The following is a 25,258-nucleotide window of genomic DNA, read 5'->3' on the forward strand; positions in this document are numbered from 1 at the left end:
CTTTTCAAACGAGGGAGTATTATGAGAATTAATACTCCCTCATTTTTCTTTTAGCTTAATCCATCAACCATTGCGGAGGTTTATTGTTGGCTGATATTTCCTTTTGTTTCATTTTTTCATTTCTCACCTACTTACAAATCCCACATCAAGGAGGTAATATGACTCGTAGGAAAACTCTAACCACAAACTGCAAGGAGGTATTCAGATGAAGAAGAATCTACCGCTTGCTTCGTTACTTGTACTGTGTCTCCTTTCTTTTACCGCCGGTGTCTCACTGGCACAGACAGGTACAATCAAAGGAAAAATCACCGATAGTCAAACTGGTGATGTTCTCCCCGGGGCAACAGTCATTCTCGAAAAGACCGCTCTTGGTGCGGCGACTAACGCTACCGGAGATTACACGATTGAAGGCGTGCCCGCTGGTAGCTACCAGTTGACGGCTCGTTTTGTCGGTTATCAAAGCGGAACTGTAAGCATACAGGTCAAAGAGGGCGAAACAGCTACCCATGACTTTCAATTGTCACCGGTTGGATACACGACCAACCCCGTCGTCGTCAATGCGATCGGACTGCAGACTCCCCGTGAGCAGATGGGAACAGCCGTATCGTCGGTAGCTGGAAAGTCATTGACGTTGTCGGGTGCAACTGATATTGCCACAAGTCTTGCGGCGCAGGCTCCAGGCTTGAACACCTATGAGAGCAATGGAGACCCGGGCTCGGGAACGAGGATGGTTCTCCGCGGAGCTCGCACCCTTCAGGGAGATAACCAGCCGCTGATCATACTCGATGGCGAGCCGATAATTGACGCCTCGATATATAACCAGGTTACGTTTAACGCAAACTATACGAACGCCGGAGTTTCCGGATATTCCACACTCGATCAAATCAACCCCGAGGATATTCAATCCGTAGAGGTTTATTCCGGACCATCCGCTGCCGCTATTTGGGGATCAAGAGGAGCGAACGGCGTCATCGTAATAACAACGAAATCTGGAGTGTTCAATCCGAGCAAAAAAATAAATATCTCCGTGCGCGAGAACACTCAAATGGATGAACTCCTTCGGGAGGAACCTCTCCAAGCCGATTTCGGACAGGGCGATAACGGTAATTATATTTGGAATAACAGATACAGCTGGGGAGATAGAATCTCGCAGAGGTCCGGCAAGCCGGATTCCCTCGCTATTCCCAGCGTTCCCACTTCCCAAATAATCCAGAAGAACTCAAAGACAGTGTATGATCATGGAACCGAGCTCTTTCATAAACCCATTTCAACTGAATATGGAGTAACTTTCAGTGGAGGAGATCAAGCAGGGACCTTCTACCTTGACGTCGATAGACTCGGCCAAACCGGAATCGTCCTTGCAAATTCTGATTTCTCGAGAACGTCTATAAAGGGTTCGGTGAGTCGGACGTTTAGCGAAAACGTCACTCTCCGTCTCGATGCGACGTATGTGAACAGCGCCATAGACAGAACTCAGCAGGGTTCAAACCTCGCTGCACTTATGCTGGGCGCTTATAGATGTCCACCTGATTTTAACAACCAGCCTTACATCGTCAACTACGTCGATCCTGCAACCGGAATCGTTACCGCCAATTCGCAAAGGGGATTCCGCGATGGTAACGGAAGTCCATACGCGTCTGGAGTATATGACAATCCGCTCTTCAGCGTCTACGAGGATCCGACGACATTCCTGGACAATCGGGTCATCGGTAATCTGCAACTTTCTTATGATCCGATGGATTGGCTGGACTTCACTTATAGAGCCGGAGTGGACTATTTAGGCGACAGGAACACGAGCTTCCTGAATTATTTCGATTGGACGGCCCCGCAGTCTCCTCAGGCGCCTAACTTCTATGCCGGCCAATACAGCGATAACGTCTTCTCCCAATACCAGATCAACACCGATCTCCAGGGCCGGGCAAAACACGATTTCAGCAGCGACTTCAGCGGAAACCTGATGCTGGGAATCCACCTGGATCATCAGCAATACAACTCCATTACCAACATCGTTCAATCCCTGTTGATACCCACCGGTCCGCCATCTCTTGGCAACGCATCCACTCCGCTGCCTCCCTACCAGGGTTGGACGATGCAGCGCGATGCTGCAATGTACGGACAACTGGACCTGAGTATGTATAACGAGCTATTCGTAAGCTTGTCGGGAAGGGATGAAACCTCGAGCACGTACGGACCAGAAAGTGCAGGTCTGTATTTCTATCCATCCGTTAGTGCCGCTTGGCAGTTTACCCAGCTCCCACTATTTGAAGGGAACGACATTTTGTCCTTTGGCAAATTGAGATTGGCATATGGTGAAGCTGGCGTACCGCCTCCACTATATAGCTCGAACACGTACTTTATCGGGAATCAAGCTGTTACCAATGGTTGGGGATCCGGCTTGAATCCTCAATACTACGGTGGCGGTGCATCGATATACCCCGACCAAGGTCTCAACTTGATGGGTAATGCAGGGATAGCCCCAGAGAAAACTACTGAACTCGAAGGTGGTCTCGACCTAAGACTTTTTGGCGACAGGGCTACACTTTCTGTAAGTGAATATAGCGACAAGACCACAGGTGCGATTGTTCCGATTACTGTGCCGCAGTCGACCGGCTTTGGATATATCTACAAGAACGCCGTCAACTTGACAAACGTTGGGACGGAAGTTCAACTCAACGTCGAATGGCTGCGCATCGGAGAGTTCTCCTGGTCAACGCTTTTGAATTGGTCAACCAACAAGAACAAAGTCACGAGCATGCCTGCGGGAACGCAATACGTAATTCTAAATGGATTCACGGATCCATTTTCTGCCGCAGTTCTTAACCAGCCGGTCGGCGTGATCTTCGGGACGCATTGGATGCGGACAGGTGACAGTGCGAATACCGCCAATGGTCTCCCAGTCACGAGTGGTAAGCTGATTCTCGATGCGAATGGCTTCCCACAGATAGGCAACACGGATGCAATTATAGGAGATCCAAATCCGAAGTGGCGTGCCGGCATCGGGACTACATTCCGATACGAAAGACTGACGTTCAGCGTGCTGTTTGATATCAAACATGGCGGCCAGGTTTGGGATGGAACAGAAGGCGCGCTTGACTTCTTCGGAAGATTCGGCGATCAGAACTGGTGGACCAAGATCAGCGCTCAGCAAGCTCAGACTTTGGTGAATTGGAACGGACAGACTGTAGCTTCAATTGTGGCAGCCGGAACCTATGGCAATTCTTACGTTAAGAATTCGGATGGGACGTACAACTTTAGAGGGTACGTAAAAGACTTCGGAGGCGGACCGGTAATCATCGATGAGACGTGGTTCCGCTTTGGACCCGGTTCGAGTTTGACCGGAGGTCCTTCTGAACAATTTGTCGAGGATGCGAGCTACGTCAGGTTAAGAGAGCTTTCGTTGTCATATCTGATTCCGCTGCATTCGCTAGGATTCGAAAGCCTGCAAATCAGTGTGGTTGGCAGAAACCTTGCTCTTTGGACGAAGTACAAAGGGCAAGATCCGGAAGTCAATCTGACGGGACCAACTACCGGTCAAGGTCTTGATTACTTTATCAATCCGAGTATCAAGACATGGATTCTTTCACTGCAGGTTAATTATTAAGAAGGGAGCAGACAATGAAAACAATTTGCAAATATGCAATTTCAGCCCTGTTGGTTGCGGCGGTTATAGCCGGCTGCAAATCATTTACCAAGGGTTACGAAAATAATCCGATTGCTTCGGCGTCGGCGCCTGCTTCCACCATATTCACCAGTTCGCAGGTTTCCTTCGATCTGTTTATGGAAGGCTTTTCCTCGTATGTCGCGGCATTGTGGTCGCAGGAAGCGACAGGCACCGTGTCCCAGTTTATCGGATACTATGTTTACACCGCGTCAAGCCAGGACTTCAATAACGACTGGGGACTCGCCTACAACAATGTGGGATATGATCTTCGCCTGGTCGAAGCTCAGGCAGCGAAGGATGGTAATCCTACACTTGAAGGAGCTGCCAAAGTGGTCGAGGGAATCCAGATGGGAACGGTCGCGGATCTTTGGGGCGATGTCCCATATTCACAGGCGTTCCAGCCAACAGTTTACCTGCAGCCGAAGTACGACCCTCAGGATTCTGTGTATTCTCGGGTTCAGGCCACTCTCGATGCAGGCATTGCTGAGCTAACGCAAGGTGCATCGGATGTTCCCGGAGATGCTTTTTCCTCTGCGGGAAGTAATCCAGAATGGGTCAAGGCGGCACACACTGCGAAGGCTAGATTCCTCATGCATTCCGCAAGGCATGGTGGCTACGCTGCCAACGCTGCTGTCCTGGCTCAGGTTATTGCGCAATGTCAGCAGGGAATCCTGGCCACCGACGGCTCGGAGGATTTCACGTTCTTGCATACTGGCGGAGTCTGGAATGGCGACCTGAATCTCTGGAATTCATTCCTTACTGTGGACAGAGCCGGATACATGGATGCGAGTGCCACATTTGTGATTCCGATGATGAATGCTGCGAAACTCGATGGCAAAACAAACTACAGCGGAAGGTTGGCCTATTATTTCAACGCCGCAGGAACTGACTTCAACACTTCAGCGACGGGCGCTTATGGACCGACCACCAGCTTCCCGATCTTCAGAGCATCTGAGACCCATCTATTATGGGCCGAAGCAGCCGCAAGAACGGGGGACGATGCTACCGCACTTGCACAGCTGAATCTCGCAAGGGAATATAACAACGCTGTATTTGCTGAGACCTCTGCCGATTACGCTGCAACTGATGCCCCGGTGGCAACCTCCGCCGCGTTGCTGCAGACTATCGTCAATGAGGAATATGTATCACTGATGTCTCAGATCGAGGTGCTGAGTCTGATGCGCAGGGTGGATTACCAAATCCAATATAAGGATTCGACAGGAGCGACTGTCAGCATTGCTCCGATTACCGGCGCACAATTCCCACAGCGTTTCATTTACCCGATCCAGGAAATCAACGCGAATCCAAACGCTGCGGTTATTTCCACGACTGTAAATATGTATTCCAAGACCTGGGCGAATCAGCCGTGATCTGTTGAAAAAATATTCTGATTAAACAAAGCCTCGTCGAGGTCTTAATTGACAGCGACGAGGTTTTATTTTTTTTAGGTTTCTCTTGGTGACAAGGATAGATCGTTTCAAAAAAGTGTGTCGGGAGTCCCCTTGGGGCTTGACCTTGACCGACATCATGATTTACATTTACTTATGTTGAGCGTGTCGAAGCAAATCAGGCAGGCGACTATGATTAAATTCGGTGGAGCGATTTTTTTTGTAATCTCGATGTTTGTTTGGAGCGGTTGTTATGACACCGTGCAAATAACGGGGGATCAGGTCGGACAACTGGATGGTTATCAAGACATTACGGCTGTTGTAGATACGCAGGGGACAGTCTCCTCTTATCATTTCGCACGAGGGATGTATAGAGTCGTGCGTGATACTCTGGTTGGGACGGGAACTACAACGACGATGATGGGTGAACTAACTCAGAGCGGCATTTCAATTCCATCCTCAAGGATAGCATACGTCGAGGTCGATAAATTAAACATGCCCCGGACATTACTCCTCGCAGGAGGCGTAGTGGCGGCGACAACCGCAATGGTGCTTTCGGCTGCTTCCAATTCCGGTTCACCCGGGTCCTCGGGCTCGGGTCCACAGCCGCCGCGCTAGCGATACCACACGTGCGGATCTTTTAGAATCCCCCTGCCAAGAAGTCCGTCCCGGGAGCGCGGAAAAAGCATTCGCTGTTGGCGTACACGTGAAAAGAGTTGCCGGTATAACCTTGACCTCGAATGAAATTTCTGAAAGCCATTTCAAGTTTACACTTTTCACTTGACAAAGCCAGCGTAGATTAAACAAGGTCGTCTGAGGCGAACGGACGACCTTTTTTATTTTAAGGAGACAGCTTACAATAAATGACGATGAATGCGTCACTTAAATGTTGTCTCATCTCTTTATTGACCCTCTTTGCACGGCCAGTGGCATATTCTCGGGAGTCCCCGTACTTCTCCGGCGAAGGTGCCAAGGCGATCGCACAAGAAATTCGTGAGATTAAAAACCCGAGCGTATATCTCGTGATCACGGTCGCCCCGGGCTTTGAGGATCTTGCTTCGATCGCGAATTTCAGGATAGGAAGGGGCGCCGCTGTTTCGGTCGCATACATTACTAACGGCGAAGATATCCCCAGCGATCTGAACGGTGAAATGTTTTATCAACTGGCTTCGCGAAGAAAGGAAGAAGCATACAACGTCCTTTCTTATCTCGGAGTGCAGTCATTTTTTCTTAATGTTCCTGTCGACGAATTTTCTGCAGGAGAAGGATGCTTCCATCCTACTTCCCGTCTCGACAAAATATTGAATGACCGTCTTGACAGTGTGATATCTGAAGTCAAACCTGACATCATAGTTCTTGATCATGATCCTCTTTCGGCTGGCAAACAGTCGTCGCGTTGTGCATATTTTCAAGATCTCGTTCTAAGAAAAATAAGTGCGGAAAAGGAAGCGTCGTCATGGATAGTACCGCGTCTTTTCGCTCAGACAGATCAGCGAATAAGGACTGCCGGTATCCCTGTCGAACAAAGAGATCCGATCTGGTCGAAGAGCTATTCTGAAATGGCGCTCGAAGCAGAAAAATCCTACGAAAGTTTGAGGTACCAGATCCGTTTGTGGGACGAGAATGAATCCCATTGTTATGTTCAACTTTATCCGACTGCAGCAAAATCGCCTTTCCCGTTAGACAATCGGTTACCGGAGATTGGAAAAGCATTGAGAACCTTGATTCCCGCCGTAAGATCAGTGTTCTCTATTGAGAAAGTTTCCGGCCGCGGAAAACAGCTTGTGATGCTTCATGGCGCAATAGCCAGGGTCGATAATTTTATTTCCCCATATGAGCATTCTCTCGGGAAAAGCGATCTTCGAGTGTTGGCAACATGGAAACTCGGGCTTGAGAGACTTCGATGTGACATCTTAGGCGCATCAATCTCATGGTACGTAAGTGATACGGTCGTAACACCAGTCCAGGATTTTTTTCTTCGATTTGGGAAACTCGGCGGAGTATTATTTAAAGGCAAAACACGGGTATTGTTTCCGGGAGTCATTCAGAAGCAATGGGTTGTGAATGAAAATCCAAAAGAATATTACGACTGGAATGATACTACAACATTTAGGGTGCTTTCTCCTCGTTCGATAGCTCTGAATTCGGCCGAAACGCCGGAAGGGTTTGAGGCTATGCAGGTGAGGACCCCGTTCGTATTTATGGTGGCACATCAGGATTCAAATCCAAATTATGATTTCATGTACAGGCAGGAGATACCGCTTATCATCGCGCCTCTTCGCTCCGTTGAAGTGCTAACACCGCAGGTCGCTGTTTTCCGTGACACGAGTATCTGCGTCCGCTTTAAAAGTAACGTCCGGGATAAGTCAGGCGGAGTATTTTATGTGAGTGACCCGATCGTTTCATCGCCTCAAAAGAGAGTGGAGTTGCCCGGGAAAAATTGCGCTGTAACGGATACTCTCCCATTGACATGGGATACGCTTTTGGTAGCTCCTCACGAAGTAAAGATCTGGGCAACCCATGGGATTCCGATCGGGAATTTTACAGCGCATTCCCTCGATGTAAAGGTAAACATCAAGGGAAATGTCGGACTCTGTTCGGTAGTCGAGAACAGCCCTGTACAAATCGCACTTCGCAGACTCGGTGTCCGTGCAATATTTTTTGACAAGACTGAATCTCTTGATAAAGATTTATCGAAATATTCCGAAATAATAATAGACCGGTTCTCTTTTCAAAAATTTTTCGAATTGTTTGAACGGCACGGGTTAATCGCGCAATGGCTCAACAAAGGAGGCAGGCTAATTGTCCTTCCGCAGTATGGATTGCAGCAACCGAGGTCGTTTGGCGATGATGAGGTAAAATTTCGTTATCTGCCTGCTGTCGGCTGTAACGAGAAATTAAATATCTGTTCATCTGACAAAATGTTTCAGCTCCCGAATAAGATCAACAAAAGAAGTTTTGGCGACGGGCATTTCGTCGAGTCATACGGGGAAGTGGCAGGCAAGGCAGCCGGCTCGAGGGTTTTGATTAGTTTGGGTAAACGCGTTTTACTTTTAGAAAAAAAGATTGGGAACGGTGAAATTTTCTATTGCACCTTGAACCTCTATCCGAGATTGCTTGAAATCAATCAGAGTTCTTATCGGCTCCTGGCGAATTTATTGAGTAATTGACTGAATTTTGAGGGTCGGAAGAACAAATATTTCTTTCATAGAATATTGATTAAATGTTTTTTAGTTTCTAAATTTCATTGAATTGTCGGAGGTAAATATGGCAGAAAAGAAATGGTACAACGTTTTTGTGTCGGTTGAAGATGAACAGAAAAAATCCGCAGCATCGGATGTTCAAACTTCCATAGCCACAACTCGATTGGAGGTGGCAGAACCTCAACTCGAGCAGCCGGTGGCGCGCATCGGTGAAGAGTTCCCGAGTTTTGAAGCCATCTATCAGGCATTCGGGATAAAAGACGCATCGACAGGCTTCACAATTTATCGGGTCGAAGAGCTTTTGAAAAGCGCGTACATTAAGAATGCTTCCGCTGAAGTCAAGCGAAGCGCACTTATGGTTGCGTTGGAAGCTCTTAGGGTCTCTCCTGAGGAAGTAATCCAGGATGCAGTCAAGCGCGACAAAGCTCTGACACAGTTCGAGAAGATTGAAGAGCGGCGTCTGCGCGAACTCGAGCAGAAAAAGAGCGAAGAAAACAAGCGGCTGCAGGAAGAGATGGAGAGAATCTTCAACGAGATCCGCGAGAAGATGGAAGACAATAATAACCTGATAAAAGAGACTCGAGACAAATTTCAGACTTGGCAACAAGAGAAGGAAAAAGAAGAGCAGAGACTTTCGAGTGTGCTCCAGTATTTTGTTTCGCAGGAGGTTCCTGAGCAGGCTCACGGAACAAGACGCAGGCGCACGACGTCTTCCGAAAATTGAAGTAGGAAATGGCTCGAGTAAAGATCGAACCAGGAGGCAAGGTGCTCGTCGCGGTCGTAGTCGTCGGCGCCTTGCTTCTTTTGTTTTTGAGAGTGAGAGCGTCTATAAGTAACAAAAACGCCAGCGCGCCTGAATCGGCGGTGATAGTGCAGTCGTCCCGTCAGCCGGTTTCCGAAACGATTCAGCCGGTAGAAAAACCGCCGTCATACAGTTCCGAAAACAAAGTTTCACAGGAGTCTGCTCAAGAAAGACAGGCTGAATCACACCCCGGACCGATTAAAGTTTTTTTTGATTTCAACCGTGCAACGATTAACAGGAATGTTTATAGCATTTTTGATCGGATAGATGAAGCGGTACGCAACCTTCGTCGACAGAGTTTTCGAATAGTAATAGAAGGCAATGCCGATTCGATCGGACCATCACGGTATAATGTCAGTCTTTCGAAAATGAGAGCGACCCGTGTTGCCGATTCACTCTCCAAGCGTCTGGGAATCTCGCTGGAGAACATAGAACTAGTGGCGAATGGCTCGGCAAAGCCTGCCGCTTCCAATGAAACCCGTGAAGGAAGGGCAGAGAATCGGCGAACGGAGGTTCACATCTACTACTGAAGGCGGGGCGGCGACGTCTCGAAGGCATACAAGGTTTTGAAGATCACATGCGCGTCCTTCTGATACAACCGGGGAAAAGAGAAAAGTTTGCGGCGCCGTTCGGGTATGTCGAACCTCTCGGGCTTGAATCGGTAGCCGGGGCAATTACAGATATTTGCGATTTGGATTTCATCGATCTCCGCTTCTCAACTCTCGAAGATCTGAAGAGGATTGTCGAATCTGAAAGAGTGGATGCCTGCGGGATCACCTCCTCCTTTACGATGGATTACAACCAGGCCATAAAAGCCGCTGAAATCGTCAAGCAAGTTGATAGTCGGGTGTTCGTATTTGTAGGAGGTCATCATCCCTCGCTCATGCCTGACGATTTCAATCTGCCGTCAATCGACGCAATCGTCATGGGTGAGGGAGAAGCAACGACCAGAGAACTTATCGAAGTTGTGAACAGCGGAAGTGACTTAGCCAAGGTTACCGGACTAGCGTTTAGGCGCCATGGTAAGCAATTGTTGACTCCGCCCAGAGCTCTTATCCATGATCTTGATTCACTTCCTTATCATGACTCAAGTATCGTTGAAGATTTCAGAAGAAGATATAGACTCTTCGTTGAAAAATCCGTGACTTCTCTTGAGACAATTAGGGGCTGCCAGTTCCAGTGTAACTTTTGCAGCGTATGGAAATTCTATCGGGGGAAAGTCCGAATGAAATCTCCCGAAAGAGTGATTAATGAGATAAAGAGCGTGAAAAGTGACAACGTGTTCTTTGTCGATGACAATTTCTTTGCCAGCCCGAGGCGCGCCGACAGAATCGCTGACGCCATTAAGCGTGAGGGGATTATGAAGCGGTATCTGATTCAGGCCAGAAGTGATGCTATCGCCCTCCATCCGGGCCTCATAGACAAATGGGCTGGTATTGGACTGCGATCTGCATTTTTGGGATTCGAGAAGGTCAGCCAGTGTGGCCTTGATGCTGTGGAAAAACATAATTCGGTGCAGAGTAACGAAAAGGCATTGGAGATTTTGAGAGACCATGGTATCGAACCGGTGGTTTCATTTATCGCTGACCCCGAATTTCAGGGAGATGAATTCTTACTATTGAGAAATTACGTCAAGAAGCTGTCTTTGAAACTTCCATTCTTCACTATGCTGACTCCACTTCCGGGCACTGAGCTCTTTGACAGCGTAAGAGAAGATCTCATGCGCAGCGACTATGATTTCTTCGACCTCATGCATCCGGTTCTGCCCACTCGATTGCCGACGAAAGAATTCATTCGACAGTTTTGCATGCTTTACAAGACAGGCTATCCAACTCCCATCGCTTTTGCCGGATCAATATTATTGCTTTTCGATGTAATGAGAGGAAGACTGTCGTTCTCCGATTGGAGAGAGATTGTAAGGGATTGGCGAATTGTTACAACGCCAGAAAAGTATTTGGCGGGACTGTCCACTTCAGCGCAGGGATCAAAATGGAAGGGCCAAGAAATCGTTGCGTAGTGCGTTTTTCTGTCGTCTGCTGATCACGCACCAGATGATTCTGCGTCGCTATACGAGACCACCGCAATAGAGGGATATTGAATAGTCGCATCTAAATCCAGTTCCGGTCGGCACGATTTCTAAAGAACAGGTTGCGGCTCGGTGATTATGAACATAGCCTTCGAAGTCTTATCTTAGCGTGTCTTTTTTCTAACAACAATAGAATGATCGATGAATAAGAGTTTTTTCGTTGTCTCTACATTTGCTTTTGTCTTCGCAGGGGTTTCCTTTGCCCAGCATAATTCTTCTATACCCGTCGACAGCTGGATTTACGAAGCAATTCGACAGCTCCAAACTCGCGGCTACCTCCTTGAACTCAGCCCGGGATTTAAGCCTTACCGTAGACTCGAGGTGGAAGAAGCTCTGCGGAATTTTGAGAAGAAAGTCGACGTATCCACCTTGCCTCGGCCGGATCAATGGTTGATTAAAAAGCTCGATAGCGAATTCTCTTATGAAACAAAGCTTGTGAATGCGGAGAAAGAAAATCCCGATACCTCTTTCACAGGGGTCGGATTCTCGGAAGAGGCGTTCTTTAATCTTGCTAAAGGTGATTACAAGACTTTCAAACATGCGGACAAGACTGAATTCCGTCCGACGCTCCGAAGTGAGTTTGGTTTCGATATCGGGAACCACCTTCTGTTGTATACCGATGCGACTGTCGATCAGACTCTCCGCGATGACACACTTTATACCGGGACGACGAAATTCGGATTGAAGGCATTGCACCAACAAGCATATGTTCAGTACTCGGATCGTTATGTCGATCTGACTTTTGGCAGGGACTATCTATCGTGGGGATACGGGAACGATGGCGCTGTCCTTGTGTCGCCGACGGCAGGCGCCTTTGACATGATATCCGCTCTCGTCAAAACGCATGTAGTGAAATTCAATTGGTTTGTTGCCCAGCTTAATCAGATGTATGAGTACTACCCTGATACAAACAGCTACATGCCGGTTGGCGCAAGAGGTACCACCGGTCCGCTTGTGAATAGATACTTTACCGGTTCACGCGTCGAGTTCAACATATGCGACAAAGTTTTTCTCGGCGCTTACCAGGCTGCGACCTTCGGCGGCGTTAATGCGCCGATCGACCTCGAGGACATAAATCCCGTTCGCGTTACGTACGAGACCGAGACAAATGACCAGAAGGATTTGAATACATTTCTTGGTTTTGACTTTAGTATGTTCTGGCCTAAGAATCTTAATCCTTACGGGGATCTGATGATAGACGATTGGCAGGTTGATCACAAGACAATAGGTGATTTGAAACCGAATCTCTATGCGTTCGACATCGGGTTGCGTGCATCAAATATCCTGGAAAACTTTGGTGTCAGCGGTACTGATGCCAATTTGCAGTACATGATGGTACGGAATAGAGTTTATAATGAATATGATTGGGCGAGCTTCGAAAAACTGTTGCTGAGAAATTATCCGATTGCAGTGCCGTACGGTGACGATTTCTGGAATATTGATTTGCGTCTGTCGCACTGGCTCACTTACAACTGGAAGTTTGGAATTGAAGTGATGCACATTGAACATGGGAATCAGAATATTTACGGTCCGTATACGATGCCGTGGCTGACCGATCCAAACATCACGGTTCAGACCGGCTACAGCGAGCCTTTTCCGTACAGGGTAATTCAGGAAACGAATTTGTTCGGGGCGAACGTAATGTATCAACCACAAGCCAACCTTTACGGACGGGCGATGATCAGCTATTCACAGAACAGGAACTACCGGTATGCTCCAGGTATTGATAAAGGAGTCATTTCGTTTCTGGTTACGATTTACTATGATTTTGCGACTGCTATCCAGTTCAAATAGGATGATCCGTATCCGTTCACAGTCGACGAATGATACATCCTCGCTGGGGTCGCGCTCGCCGGTGAGCTACTTCAACCACGCGTTTTCCTTGTACCACCTTATTGTATTTTCAATCCCAGCTTCGAGCGATAGTTTCGCTTTGAACCCAAGTTCGGCCTGGGCCTTCTTCGGACTACAAAGCCAGTTTGTCTGAACTCCGTCGCGTGCTTTCTCAATGTTGATCAATGCTGCCTTACCCTGCAATCTGGCAATCGACTCGCTGATAGCCGCAATTGTATACAGCGCGAAGTGAGGGATCCTCACTTTGAATGTTTTCCGGCCGAGAACCTTCCCGGCTATGTTACCAAACTGCTCCCAATCGTATACTTCTTCATTTGAAATGAAATATACTTTGCCGGCACTTTTCGGATGCTCGGCGGCAGCGATAATTCCATCCACTAAATCGTAAGCGTGGACAAGGCTCAATACTTTTCTTTTGAAGCCGGAGAGCGGAATGAGATGTCCATTTACCGACTTGAAGAATGCGTAAATATCTTTGTCACGCGGACCATATACCGCCGGAGGCCTTATGATTGTTACGGGAATCTCGGAGACTCTAGAGAGACATTCCTTCTCTGCCTCCATCTTGCTTTTGCCGTAGGTTGTGACTGGATGGTAAGGCGTGGTTTCATCTACGGGGGTCATATCATGTCCGGGTCCCACTGCGGTCAGACTGCTGGCGAGGATGAATCGTTTGAGGTGCGGATTTTGTTTTAAGACAGCGGTAAGGAGGTTTTTTGTCGTTTCATGGTTCCCTTTAAAATATCCTTTCTTATCCTTTGATTTTGTGACTCCGCCGATATGGAAAACGTAGTCAACGGAATCGACCGCCGTCATCAATGATTCAATATCGTCGAAGTCGGAATGGACAAACTCCACGGGAAGATTGTTAATGTATTCAACTTTGGTTGTTTTTCTAATCAGACATCTGACTCTGTAACCGCGCTGGACTAGTTTTTCTACAAGATGGCTCCCTATGAAACCCGTCGAGCCTGTAACAAGTGCTTTCATAATGGCTGTAGTCCCTTTTTAAATCTCAATTTAATTCGACATGCTTCTGCAAAAAAGGCACAAGCGGAAGCGATATCGTTGTAAAATTTTTCACGCTGCTACCGGACCAAGTTTTTGTGTCCCTTACATAATTGAACGCTTAGATGGATTGGATTATATTTTAACCCAAAACAACCATGGAGAACTAAATGTCGGATCTCATCGAAGACAATCCAATTGGATCCAGCCGCGACATGCCGTTTGTGACGATAGATAAGCTTTCAGAACATAATGACAGGTCTGTTACCGTTCGCGGGTGGGTTTACAACAAAAGGTCGAGCGGGAAGATCCATTTCATTTTAGTTCGGGATGGTTTCGGCATCGTGCAATGCGTCGTCGTAAAGAGTCAAGTTTCGCCGGAAATTTTTGCGGATTATGATTTGCTGACCCAGGAAAGCTCGCTTACTGTCACCGGCAAAGTTCACAAGGACGATCGTGCTCCGGGCGGTTATGAACTCCAGGTTGAAGGTTTGAAGATTGTTCATGTCGCAAGAGAATATCCGATAACCCCGAAAGAACACGGCACTGAATTCCTGATGGATCATCGGCATCTCTGGCTGAGATCTTCGAGACAGCATGCGATACTGCGCGTCAGGCACCAGATTATAAGGGCTGTTCGCGAATTTTTTGACAATAAGAATTTCACACTTGTCGATTCGCCGATTCTCACACCGGCCTCCGTGGAGGGAACAAGCACGCTTTTCGAGACGGACTACTTCGATCTCGGCAAAGCATATTTGACTCAAAGCGGGCAGCTCTATGGCGAGGCCGCTGCCATGGCATTTGGAAAAATCTATTGTTTCGGACCGACATTTCGTGCAGAGAAGTCAAAGACACGCAGGCATCTTACCGAGTTTTGGATGGTTGAGCCTGAAGTTGCCTGGGCCGACCTGAGCGACGATATGGATCTGGCTGAAGAATTTGTCGAGCACATTGTCCAAACGGTTTTAAAGAAAAATGATGAGGAACTAAAACTTCTTGAAAGAGACGTGTCGAAGTTGCAGCCCGTAAAGCGGCCTTTCCCGCGCCTCCATTATGATGAAGCCGTGGAATTGTTGAAGAAGAACGGCGTTGATTTCCAATATGGGAACGACCTTGGTGGAACCGACGAAACGATCATTTCTCAACAGTATGATCGCCCGGTCATGGTGCACCACTATCCGGCAACGTGCAAAGCATTTTATATGAAGCGTGACCCGGATAGAAACGATTTGACGTTGTCTGTTGATGTGCTTGCGTCGGAAGGATACGGCGAAATTATCGGCGGCAGTCAGCGTGAGGATGATTATGACACTTTGGTGAAGCGCCTGGAAGAAAACAATCTTCCGCGTCAGCCGTTTGAATGGTACCTTGATCTGCGGAAATATGGAAGTGTGCCGCATTCCGGGTTCGGTCTCGGCATTGAGAGAACAGTCGCGTGGATCTGCGGATTGGACCATGTCAGGGAGACAATTCCGTTTGCAAGAATGATTTACAGGAACACACCCTGAGCGGAAAGTAAAGGCTGTCGATCTCCGATTCTCGGACTCCGGATTTGTTATTTCTGAAATTTACGACATTAGATGAGGTAGCATGCTTCAAGTAAACGATCTCCGGAAGACTTACATGACCACGGTCGCATTAGACGGTGTGTCCTTTGAAGTAAAGCCGGGTGAAATATTTGGACTGCTCGGCCCGAACGGTGCTGGGAAAACGACGACAATTAGAATTTCACTCGGGATAATTGAACCCGACTCCGGTACCGTCCATTTTAATTCTAAGGAATTAACTCCGGAAATGAAAAATTTGCTGGCTTATCTTCCCGAAGAAAGGGGACTATATCGAAAAAGTAAAGTTATCGATGTCTTGGTGTATTTCGGAAGCTTAAGAGGTGTTCAGCCCGGTGACGCAAGGAAGCGCGCCGAAGCATGGCTTAAAAAGTTCGAGTTGTCGGAATATGGATACCGTAAAGTTGATGAATTGTCAAAGGGGATGCAGCAGAAGGTTCAGTTTATTTCTTGTCTCCTCCATGAACCAGAGTTTTTGATCCTCGACGAACCTTTTTCGGGACTTGATCCGGTTAATCAAATCCTGATCAAGGACATCATGCGTGAAATGAAACAGGCGGGGAAGACGATTGTTTTTTCAACACATCAGATGGAGCAGGCGGAGAAGCTCTGCGACAGAATCTGTCTGATAAATCACGGCAGGGTGATTCTTTATGGAGATCTGTCGGGAATAAAAAAAGATCATGGAAGCAATGTCATCCATCTGGAATTTGACGGCAACTCTTCAAGACTGCGACAATTATCTGACATTGCTTCGATGGATTTGTACGAAAATTATGCTGAAATAAAAATGAAAGATGGAACAAGCAGCCAGGAGCTGCTGAAAAGAGCAGTCGAACTCGTCGCCGTTACAAAGTTCTCCGTCCAAGAAGCATCCTTGAATTCTATCTTCATAGAAGCCGTCGGGGGAAAAATTGTCAATTAGAAAAATAATCTCCGTTGCCCGCTGGGAGTTCATAGAGAAGGTGAAAACAAAAGCGTTCATCATCTCCCTGATCATCACACCTCTCTTCATGATACTCATGAGCGTTGTCCCCACGCTCCTAATGACCAAGCCCGATACAACTACAACAAAAATAGGAATCATTGACGAGACGGGAGAAGTTGCATCTGTCTTAAACAAGGTCATGTTTGAAAAATTTAAATTGCCTGATGGTAAACCTAATTATGAGATTGTGTCCATCCCAGCCGGCGCACGCGAGCAGGCTAATAAGATGGTACTGCAGGAGCAGATATCGTCATACGTTCTAATAACCCCTGACATTACCCGTTCCAGAAAATTTGAATATATATCGCAGAACGTTTCAAACTTCAAAGAGATTGAGAGATTACAATCGGCAGTGAAAGACATAGTGGTTTCAAATGAGCTGCAGCGAAACGGGGTAAATCCTCAGCTTGTCAAGGATGTTTCAAAGCCGATTGGCCTGGAAACGATTAGACTCTCGAAGACGGGGACGGCACAGAAAGCTGAAGCCGGTTCTGGGTTCATGCTGGGATACATTTTTATCTTCGTACTTGCTCTCTTCATTTTAACTTCGGGTCAGCTCCTGGTTAGAAGCGTGGTTGAAGAAAAATCTAACAGGATAGTGGAAGTGCTCCTCTCATCCGCGAAGGCAGACGAGATAATGGCAGGAAAAATTCTCGGACTGAGTCTTCTTGGGTTGACTCAGCTTGCGGTGTGGGGAGTGATCGGCGTTGCATTTGCAGGGCAGCTTGCTGCCTTCATCACGATTCCGGATAACATATGGTGGGAGGTAATATTTTTTATCCTGGGATTCCTTTTTTACGCGTCGATATTTGTTATGGCCGGCGCGCCTGTAACGACAGAACAGGAAGCACAACAGGCGACACAATACGTATCGATGCTGCTGTTTTTCCCGATCATCTTTGCGTTTCTAGTGATCCAGAATCCAACTGCCGGTTACTTGAAAGTGCTCTCTTTTGTCCCTCTTCTCACCCCGACTATGATGGCTTTCAGAATCCCTGTCCAATCACCGGAGACTTGGGAACTGGTCTCGTGTGCGATGGTCTTAATTATCTCAACGTATTTTTGCATGATTGCGGCGGGAAGGATTTTCAGAATAGGGATTCTCGTATATGGCAAGCGTCCGAATTTGAAGGAATTAATGCATTGGGCGATGAAGAATGGATAGCAGGCCAGGAGCGCCTTTGTAAGGGGTCATCGCGTCACCTGATTGTCCTCGAGGTGCCCGGGACGTTGCTTATTTCGAGCTCGAAAGTTAAATTAACATTCCTGTGCCGTGAGGCAAAGGAGTGCCCTTAGGGTACTAAAAAGGAAAGGTGTGAAAAAGATACTCATAGCAATCGATGGTCCCGCTGGTTCCGGTAAAAGTACTACCGCGAAACTTGTCGCGCAGAAGCTGGGGTATATTTATTTGGATACAGGCGCGATGTATAGGGCAGTTACTCTGAAAGTACTTGAATCTCGCATCGATCTTTCAAATCAAAAAGAAATCGTAAAGTTGGCGGAGGAATCCGACATGGTTCTTAGTGACAATGGCGGCAAACTCCGAGTCTTTCTCGATGGAAATGATGTCACTGACAAGATAAGGTCGGAACAGGTCACTAAGAATGTAAGCCTGGTAAGTTCGTATCCTGGCGTCAGAACGGTCCTTGTCGAGAAGCAGCGCGCTATTGGCTCGAGGAAAGGTTGTGTCGTTGATGGTCGGGATATTGGAACCGTTGTCTTTCCGGATGCCGATTTGAAATTCTACATGACTGCCGATATCATGGAACGCGCGCGACGGCGGCAAGCAGAACTTTCTCAAAGTGGAATTGAACTCCCGATCGTGCAGGTCGTCCGCGAGTTGAAGGAGCGGGATTTGAAAGACTCGACCCGCGAAGCGAGTCCATTGAAAAAAGCGGATGATGCGATTGAAATAGATACGACAAGCCTCACAATAGATGAACAGGTTGGAAAGATTCTAAGCTATGCGAATGATGCCATGGTAACGTTAGAAGGGATCGAAAGGAAATGAAGGTAACGGTTGACAGGAACGGCGGCTTCTGCTGGGGAGTCGTCAGAGCGATAGATTTTGCGGAAGAGGAGCTTGCTAATTCAAACAAGCTCTATTCACTTGGAGACATAATTCATAATCCTTCGGAGATTGAGCGCCTGAACGAAAAAGGTTTGCAGACAATTTCGCATAAAGACTTAGAAAATATAAAGGACGCAAAGGTTTTAATAAGGGCACACGGCGAGCCGCCATCGACTTACGAAATTGCAAGAAAATATAATTTAGAAATTATCGATGCGACATGCCCCGTTGTCACGAAGCTCCAGGAAAGAATAAGAAAATTCCACGACGACGGCTATCAGGTCGTAATCTTCGGTAAAAAGGATCATGCTGAAGTGATAGGACTGCGGGGAGTCTGTAATGACGAGGCCATCGTAGTCAAGTCGGTGGAGGAAGCTCTGCTCCAGGTCAATTTCAACCGGAAAACGGTCCTTTTTTCTCAGACCACGATGGATAAGCCGACGTTCTACGCAATCAAGGACGCGTTGTCGAGGAAAATTAAGGATCTTGTTGTCGGGACGATGGAAGACATAGCTAAGAATTTTCTTGCCAAGGATACAATTTGCGGACAGGTTTCCGGAAGAGACAAAAAACTCAGGGAGTTCGCCGCACAGAACGACGTCATCGTCTTTGTCGCCGGCAAGAGCAGTTCGAACGGAAAAGTGTTGTTCGAAATATGTAAGGAAGAAAATAAATCTTCCTACTTTATCGAAGATGAAAGTGAGCTTCAGGCATCGTGGTTCGAAAATGCGGAGACCGTCGGCGTCACCGGCGCGACTTCCACTCCGCAATGGCTCATGGAAAAGGTTAAAGACGCTGTCCTTAATCTTGAGCTCGCTGTCAATGACACGAGATGAAGAGTTTGATAATCGAAAATGAACATTCAAATCAAGCCGCCCCAATGCCGCCTTGTAGTCAGCTGCACTTCATGGTCGGCATCCCGCTACATGTATTGAGAAATTGAGCGGGATTAACTGATGTCTAACAAAAACTGTTCGCTTTGCGTCGGACTTCCCCGCGGCTTCCGTCCGATGTTTGGTGATAAATTCTATCATGCGATTAGCGATTAGCTATTTGGCGTTTAAGGAGAAAATTAATGGCTGAAGGAATCGAAAATCCTGTAAGCGGAGAAAACGTTTCTGAGACTATGACAATTCAAAAGAATGATGAAACATCAACGAGGAAGGTGCAATCTGCAAAGGTCAGGCTATTGGCGGGCGAGGATTCGCCGTACAGCGAAGAAGAGCTGAAGGAAATGGTCGACCTTTATGATAAGAGCTTGAAGCAGTTCGACGCCGGCGAGATTGTGAAGGGGCGAGTCATAAGTTTTACGGATAATGATGTCATCGTTGATATCGGATTCAAATCATCCGGCTTGGTACCGAAGATCGAGTTCCCGAACTTGGCGGAGTTGAAACCGGGCGATGAAGTGGAAGTTTTTCTCGATAGCGTCGAGGATCAAGATGGACAGGTTGTATTGTCGAGACGGCGTGCTGATTTTATTAGGATTTGGGACCGGATTGTCAGCGCACATGACAACCAGACAGTGTTGCAGGGAACCGTGCTGAGGCGCGTGAAGGGCGGATTGATGGTAAACCTCATGGGACTCGAATCATTTTTGCCTGGGTCTCAGGTTGACGTTAAGCCCGTCAGGGATTTCGATTCTTACGTCGGCAAAACCATGGACTTCCGGGTCGTGAAGATCAATGAAGCCGCTGAAAATGTGGTTGTAAGTCACAAAGCTTTGCTCGAAGCGGAGCTCGAGGAGCAGCGGAAACGTATTTTGTCCGGACTTGAGAAAGGATTGATTCTCGAAGGAATAGTCAAAGCCATTACCGAGTTCGGCGTGTTTGTCGATCTCGGCGGAGTGGATGGATTGATTCACATCACTGATCTATCGTGGGGCAGGGTTAATCATCCTTCCGAAATCGTGAAACTCGATCAGAAAATACAAGTTGCGGTTACAGATTTCGATGAGGAGAAGAAACGCATCTCGCTTTCAATGAAAGCGCTGCAGCCGGAGCCGTGGAAGAATATCGAAGACAAATATCATGTCGGCCAAAAGGTCAACGGGAAAGTCGTTTCTCTGACTGAATATGGAGCATTTATCGAGATTGAAAAGGGAATCGAAGGCCTCATCCATATATCCGAAATGAGTTGGACTGAACACATCAAACATCCGTCACAGAAAGTCTCAATGGGTCAGACTGTGGATGCCGTCATTCTCAGCCTCGACATCGGGAACAAAAAGCTCTCCTTGGGACTAAAGCAGCTTGAGCCTGATCCTTGGGAACAACTCATTGAAAAGTATCCCACGGGCTCCAAACATAAAGGCATTGTACGCAACCTCACCAACTTTGGAGTATTCCTAGAACTTGAGAGCGGTGTTGATGGGTTGATTCATATTTCAGATCTTTCGTGGACAAAAAAGATCCGGCATCCGGGTGAACTTGTAAAGCGCGGAGATGAAATTGAAGTTGTGGTACTTTCTGTGGACAAGGATCAAAGGAGAATCTCTCTCGGTCACAAACAAGCCCTCGATAATCCCTGGGATAAGTTCGAAGAAACCTTCAAGCTCGGTTCTGAAGCTGAAGGCAAAATTATCAGACATATCGAGAAAGGCGCAATCGTCGAACTTCCCGGAGAGGTCGACGGATTTGTTCCGCATTCTCACATGGCGCCTATGAGCTTGAAGAACTACGTAGCGCACTTTCCTGCAGATGAAAAACTTAAATTCAAAGTCATCGAATTTGACAAGGAGGGAAAGCGGATCGTTCTTAGCATCAACGAATATTTCAAAGACAAAGACCCGGAGTTGTACAAAGAGTTTCTTTCCGCTCATAAGATAAACCCGGACGAAAGGCACGAGAGAAAGCCGCGGAAGTTCGAAAAAAAACCGAAGGATGCGATGACTGAGGAAGCACATCATGATGCACCATCGGAAGGAACCGTGACGGCGGAGTCCGCAAAAGGCAGCGACGAAGCACATTAGCCGGTTTACCGAATAGACCTTCGGCGATCGCGAAGGCGGCATCCTGATTTGCTTTTTGCACGGCTTGATTCTTCCGTGTTTGCCGCTAAATTTTTCTTATGATGGAAAAGAAGCGAGTTGCGTTAGAAAACCTCGGATGCAAGCTGAACTATGCCGAGACGATCCAGATAGAAAAGGAATTTAGGCGTCGCGGGTTTGATATTGTTGATCCTTCTTCTTCTGCCGATATTTTTGTAATAAATACGTGTACGGTTACTCAAAGCGCAGATAGCGACTGCCGCCAGGTGGTCAGGCGGGCACTTCGAACTTCTCCCCAGGCATTTGTCGTGGTCACTGGCTGCTATGCACAGGGCAAACCCGACGAGGTGGCACAAATAGAAGGTGTTGACCTTGTGTTGGGCGCGAAAGAAAAATTCGAGTTGTTCGACCACGTTGACGAATTTACCAAGAATTATCATGCACGAATTTTCGTGGGACCGGTCGAAGATGCGGTAGAGTTTGGCGCTGCAGATTCAGCGGTCCATAATGCACGGTTGCCCGCTGCGAGAGGCGAGCGCACCGAAGCACGATCCGGGGTACAGGCACGTACAAGAGCTTTCCTAAAAGTTCAAGATGGATGCAGCTACAATTGTTCCTATTGTACAATTCCGAAAGTCAGAGGTGTTAGCCGAAGTCCATCAGTTGCGTTTCTTGTGACGCAGGCGGAAGAAATTGCCGCGAATGGATTTAAAGAGGTGGTCCTAAGCGGGGTCAATGTCGGTGATTTCCAGAAGCGAGGCGGCGATTCGTTTTTCAAGCTACTGACCGAGCTTGAGAAGGTGGACGGGATTGAACGAATTAGAATCAGCTCCATAGAGCCGAATCTGCTGACAAAAGACATCGTAAAATTTGTTGCCTCATCGACAAAGTATTGCAAGCATTTTCACGTGCCTCTCCAGAATGGCTGCGATGAAATCTTGAAGAAGATGCGGCGCCGATACGACAGTGTGCAATATCGGGAGATTGTCGAGTATGTGAAGGAGACTATACCTCACGCGGGGATAGGTGCGGATGTCATTGTCGGATTTCCCGGTGAGACACCAGAGTTATTTGAAAAAAGTCTCGGCTTCATAGAAAATTTGCCGTTGTCCTATCTTCATGTTTTTACCTACTCCGAGCGCGAAGGAACTGACGCTACAACGCTTGACGGAATTGTCGACTCGAGGGTTCGCAAGAAAAGGAGCGAAGCCCTTCGAATGCTTTCATCGCGAAAAAGATATGAGTTTAACAGGAAGCATGTGGGCAAGATAATGAAAGTCTTGATTGAAGAAGAAGTCAAGAATGGGAAAATGTTCGGGTTCACTTCTAATTACATTCGAGTCGAGATCGAATCAAACCCCTCAAAAGTAAATGAAATATGCGATGTTCTCATAACCGGTGTCAGCGACAACACAGTCATGGGACGGGTGATTCTATAATGGGAAATGAGTGAAGAAGAGTTGGAAACGAGAAGTCGCAAGTCCAAAGTCGGGGGCCGCATGTCAAAATTCAAGCTTAGTTCATTTTCTTTATTGCTTACACTTTGTTTCTCGTTATCGCTTGACATAAACACGTCGTTTTCTCAATTCATAAGTCCAAGCAAAGCTGTGACAAAACTCGACCTAAGCACGAGTCTTTTGAAAAGCGAAGAAGGGATCAATTCTCTTGATCAGGCTCCGGTCAGACGAAAATCTCCCGGACTTGCGGCATTTATGTCGTTGGCTGTGCCAGGATTAGGAGAACTCTATGCAGGCAGGTATGATGTAGGGAAATATTCCACGATAGCCGAAGTGTCATTATGGGTGTTCTACACTGCCGTAGAAGTTTATTCGGATCAGGTGCGCAGCGACGCGATCAATTACGCAAGGATCTATGCTGGTGCCCAGGTTGAGGGGAAATCCGATCAATTTTTTGTCGACCTTGGAAACTTTCTTAATACCAACGACTACAATATTCAAAAAATCCATAATGGCGAGAACAATTTGATCTACTCGGCTTCTCTTTATCAGTGGCAATGGCAATCGGATGCTGACAGGGCTAAGTTCAAAAGCCTCAGAATCAAAGCTGATGAGTTTCTGAATTACGGCCGGTACGCAGCCGCCGTAATCATATTCAATCATATTGTCAGTGCATTCGATGCCGCGCGGCTTGCCGTGGGCGTCAATGCTTCCGCCGCAACTTCTCTTGATAATTCTCCGAGGACAGAGGGAATTTATTTGAAGCTAGCAGCCTCGTTTTAGGCGAAGCACATGTCGTCTATTGGGGCACTCGGGGATTGTTATCTTAATTGGCTGCAAGCGAGGCGTCATAAGCGTCTACGTCACTGCACCGTCCCATCATCCAAGTATTCTTTCATTCTCACGTCGCTGCTATATTAAACCAGACAGATGCGCAATATCGCCCTCTTAGTCGAATATGATGGTACAGCTTACAATGGCTGGCAGATACAAAAAAATGGCCGAAGCATTCAAGCTACTATTGAGAAGGCTCTGAGCAAGATTCTTCAGGAGAAAATCAAGATCATAGGTGCTGGGAGAACGGATGCTGGAGTTCACGCCGCGGGACAGGTTGCTAATTTCCATGCCCGTTCAAACATGGAAGCGGTAAAAATTGCTTATGCACTCAACGGGATCCTGCCGCAAGACATAGCGATTCGGAAGGCTGCCGATGTGTCAGATGATTTCCATTCACGATTCGACGCGAAATCGCGAGTATACGTCTACAGGATTACTCGTCGGAAAGCTCCACTCATGAGACACTATGCAGCTTTTTCCCACATCGACCTGTCGATTGACCTGATGAACCAAGCATCCGCATTTCTTATTGGTGAAAAGAATTTCAAATCATTCACGAAATATGCGGATCAGCGAAAGCGCTTCGTTTGCGGTGTGACAAAGGCGGAATGGAGGGGAAAAAGAGGAAACAGGAGGGAGGAACCGGAAGTCGGTGAATCAGGGGCCGTTCCCCTATCTCCTGGCTCTGTGCTTGTTTTCGAGATAGAAGCTGATCGGTTTCTTCATGGAATGGTAAGGGCCATTGTGGGGACATTGATAGATGTAGGCCGCATGAAAATATCAGTCGAAGGTTTTAAGAATATTTTGAATTGTGAGGACCGCTCCATGGCACGAATGTCCGCGCCGGCATGCGGTTTGTGCCTCGAAGAGGTAAGATATGGGCTTGATATTTGGCGACAAAAATGAAAACTGGCACATCCAGTTTCAAAAATCTCCTTCACATGTTACCGCAAGGTAATTTTTATATTGGCACGGAAAATTTTTCTTTAGACCTACCTTTAAAAAACACTATTTCTGCGGAAAAATACTGTTTAGCAACGTTAGCGTTATCGGCACCGCAGTTGCAGATATATTGAAGCATTTGCTTGGAAATTGCCCAAAACGGCCGAAAAAGCTTGACTTTCTGAGAGAATGGAATCTATATTCGGTTGTGAAATGGCAATGAAGAATTTCTTATCATTTATAAAAACCCTAAGGAGGTTAGTATGGGACAACAACAACTTCTTCTGATTGTTCTAGGAGTAATCATCGTGGGTATCGCCATAGCGGTCGGTATCTCGATGTTCAAGAGCAACGCACAAACGTCGAACCGTGATCAACTCATTAACGACTTGAATAACCTTGCG

At 47.2% G+C, this 25,258-nt stretch carries 18 protein-coding genes; 17 read left to right on the plus strand and 1 reads right to left on the minus strand.

The genetic code is table 11. The features are described 5' to 3' along the window. Nucleotides 1-205: 205 nt before the first annotated feature. The 8 genes from VLX91_15860 to VLX91_15895 all read left to right on the plus strand — a co-directional run bounded on the left by VLX91_15860 (nucleotide 206) and on the right by VLX91_15895 (nucleotide 12,934). A complete protein-coding gene (locus VLX91_15860) occupies nucleotides 206-3,601 on the plus strand; it encodes a SusC/RagA family TonB-linked outer membrane protein (protein HUI31684.1) in 3,396 nt (1,131 codons plus the stop codon). 14 nt (nucleotides 3,602-3,615) lie between these two features. Beyond that, entirely contained in the window at nucleotides 3,616-5,031 is a 1,416-nt protein-coding gene (locus VLX91_15865) for a SusD/RagB family nutrient-binding outer membrane lipoprotein (GenBank protein HUI31685.1), read from the plus strand. A 210-nt stretch (nucleotides 5,032-5,241) separates the two neighbouring features. Then, nucleotides 5,242-5,667: a hypothetical protein gene (locus VLX91_15870; GenBank protein HUI31686.1), complete on the plus strand. Its 426-nt coding sequence runs from the start codon at nucleotides 5,242-5,244 to the stop codon at nucleotides 5,665-5,667. A gap of 308 nt (nucleotides 5,668-5,975) precedes the next feature. Beyond that, nucleotides 5,976-8,219, plus strand: coding sequence for a PIG-L family deacetylase (locus tag VLX91_15875; GenBank protein ID HUI31687.1), 2,244 nt, complete (start codon nucleotides 5,976-5,978; stop codon nucleotides 8,217-8,219). A gap of 97 nt (nucleotides 8,220-8,316) precedes the next feature. Continuing rightward, nucleotides 8,317-8,976 (plus strand): hypothetical protein, encoded by a 660-nt coding sequence (locus VLX91_15880; GenBank protein ID HUI31688.1) that lies wholly within the window; start codon nucleotides 8,317-8,319, stop codon nucleotides 8,974-8,976. Nucleotides 8,977-8,984: 8 nt separating this feature from the next. Then, nucleotides 8,985-9,584 (plus strand): OmpA family protein, encoded by a 600-nt coding sequence (locus tag VLX91_15885; GenBank protein HUI31689.1) that lies wholly within the window; start codon nucleotides 8,985-8,987, stop codon nucleotides 9,582-9,584. 47 nt (nucleotides 9,585-9,631) lie between these two features. Then, nucleotides 9,632-11,071 (plus strand): cobalamin-dependent protein, encoded by a 1,440-nt coding sequence (locus tag VLX91_15890; GenBank protein ID HUI31690.1) that lies wholly within the window; start codon nucleotides 9,632-9,634, stop codon nucleotides 11,069-11,071. Between the two features lie 210 nt (nucleotides 11,072-11,281). Further along, complete coding sequence (locus VLX91_15895; GenBank protein ID HUI31691.1) at nucleotides 11,282-12,934, plus strand: capsule assembly Wzi family protein; 1,653 nt, start codon at nucleotides 11,282-11,284, stop codon at nucleotides 12,932-12,934. A 66-nt stretch (nucleotides 12,935-13,000) separates the two neighbouring features. Here VLX91_15895 and VLX91_15900 read toward each other — a convergent pair whose 3' ends face one another. Next, nucleotides 13,001-13,984: an NAD-dependent epimerase/dehydratase family protein gene (locus VLX91_15900; GenBank protein ID HUI31692.1), complete on the minus strand. Its 984-nt coding sequence runs from the start codon at nucleotides 13,982-13,984 to the stop codon at nucleotides 13,001-13,003. A gap of 188 nt (nucleotides 13,985-14,172) precedes the next feature. Between VLX91_15900 and asnS the strand changes: the two genes are divergently transcribed. The 9 genes from asnS (at nucleotide 14,173) to truA (ending at nucleotide 24,818) form a co-directional block, all read left to right on the plus strand. Then, the gene (asnS, locus tag VLX91_15905) at nucleotides 14,173-15,513 is read left to right on the plus strand and encodes an asparagine--tRNA ligase (GenBank protein ID HUI31693.1); all 1,341 of its coding nucleotides are present in this window, start codon (nucleotides 14,173-14,175) and stop codon (nucleotides 15,511-15,513) included. Between the two features lie 82 nt (nucleotides 15,514-15,595). Beyond that, the gene (locus VLX91_15910) at nucleotides 15,596-16,495 is read left to right on the plus strand and encodes an ATP-binding cassette domain-containing protein (GenBank protein ID HUI31694.1); all 900 of its coding nucleotides are present in this window, start codon (nucleotides 15,596-15,598) and stop codon (nucleotides 16,493-16,495) included. Continuing rightward, a complete protein-coding gene (locus VLX91_15915) occupies nucleotides 16,485-17,723 on the plus strand; it encodes an ABC transporter permease (protein HUI31695.1) in 1,239 nt (412 codons plus the stop codon). The genes VLX91_15910 and VLX91_15915 overlap by 11 nt, the downstream gene beginning before the upstream one ends. Before the next feature lie 150 nt (nucleotides 17,724-17,873). Beyond that, on the plus strand, nucleotides 17,874-18,569 hold the full coding sequence (gene cmk, locus VLX91_15920; protein HUI31696.1) for a (d)CMP kinase: 696 nt from the start codon (nucleotides 17,874-17,876) through the stop codon (nucleotides 18,567-18,569). Continuing rightward, entirely contained in the window at nucleotides 18,566-19,465 is a 900-nt protein-coding gene (locus VLX91_15925; GenBank protein ID HUI31697.1) for a 4-hydroxy-3-methylbut-2-enyl diphosphate reductase, read from the plus strand. The genes cmk and VLX91_15925 overlap by 4 nt, the downstream gene beginning before the upstream one ends. Before the next feature lie 239 nt (nucleotides 19,466-19,704). Beyond that, nucleotides 19,705-21,600: a 30S ribosomal protein S1 gene (gene rpsA / locus VLX91_15930; GenBank protein HUI31698.1), complete on the plus strand. Its 1,896-nt coding sequence runs from the start codon at nucleotides 19,705-19,707 to the stop codon at nucleotides 21,598-21,600. 101 nt (nucleotides 21,601-21,701) lie between these two features. Then, a complete protein-coding gene (gene mtaB / locus VLX91_15935) occupies nucleotides 21,702-23,057 on the plus strand; it encodes a tRNA (N(6)-L-threonylcarbamoyladenosine(37)-C(2))-methylthiotransferase MtaB (GenBank protein HUI31699.1) in 1,356 nt (451 codons plus the stop codon). A gap of 60 nt (nucleotides 23,058-23,117) precedes the next feature. Further along, complete coding sequence (locus VLX91_15940; GenBank protein HUI31700.1) at nucleotides 23,118-23,858, plus strand: hypothetical protein; 741 nt, start codon at nucleotides 23,118-23,120, stop codon at nucleotides 23,856-23,858. A gap of 147 nt (nucleotides 23,859-24,005) precedes the next feature. After that, nucleotides 24,006-24,818, plus strand: a complete 813-nt coding sequence (gene truA / locus VLX91_15945) for a tRNA pseudouridine(38-40) synthase TruA (GenBank protein ID HUI31701.1) — start codon at nucleotides 24,006-24,008, stop codon at nucleotides 24,816-24,818. The last annotated feature ends 440 nt before the right edge of the window (nucleotides 24,819-25,258 follow it).

The sequence above is a fragment of the Candidatus Acidiferrales bacterium genome (assembly GCA_035515795.1).
Lineage (GTDB): Bacteria > Bacteroidota > Ignavibacteria > Kryptoniales > JAKASW01 > JAKASW01.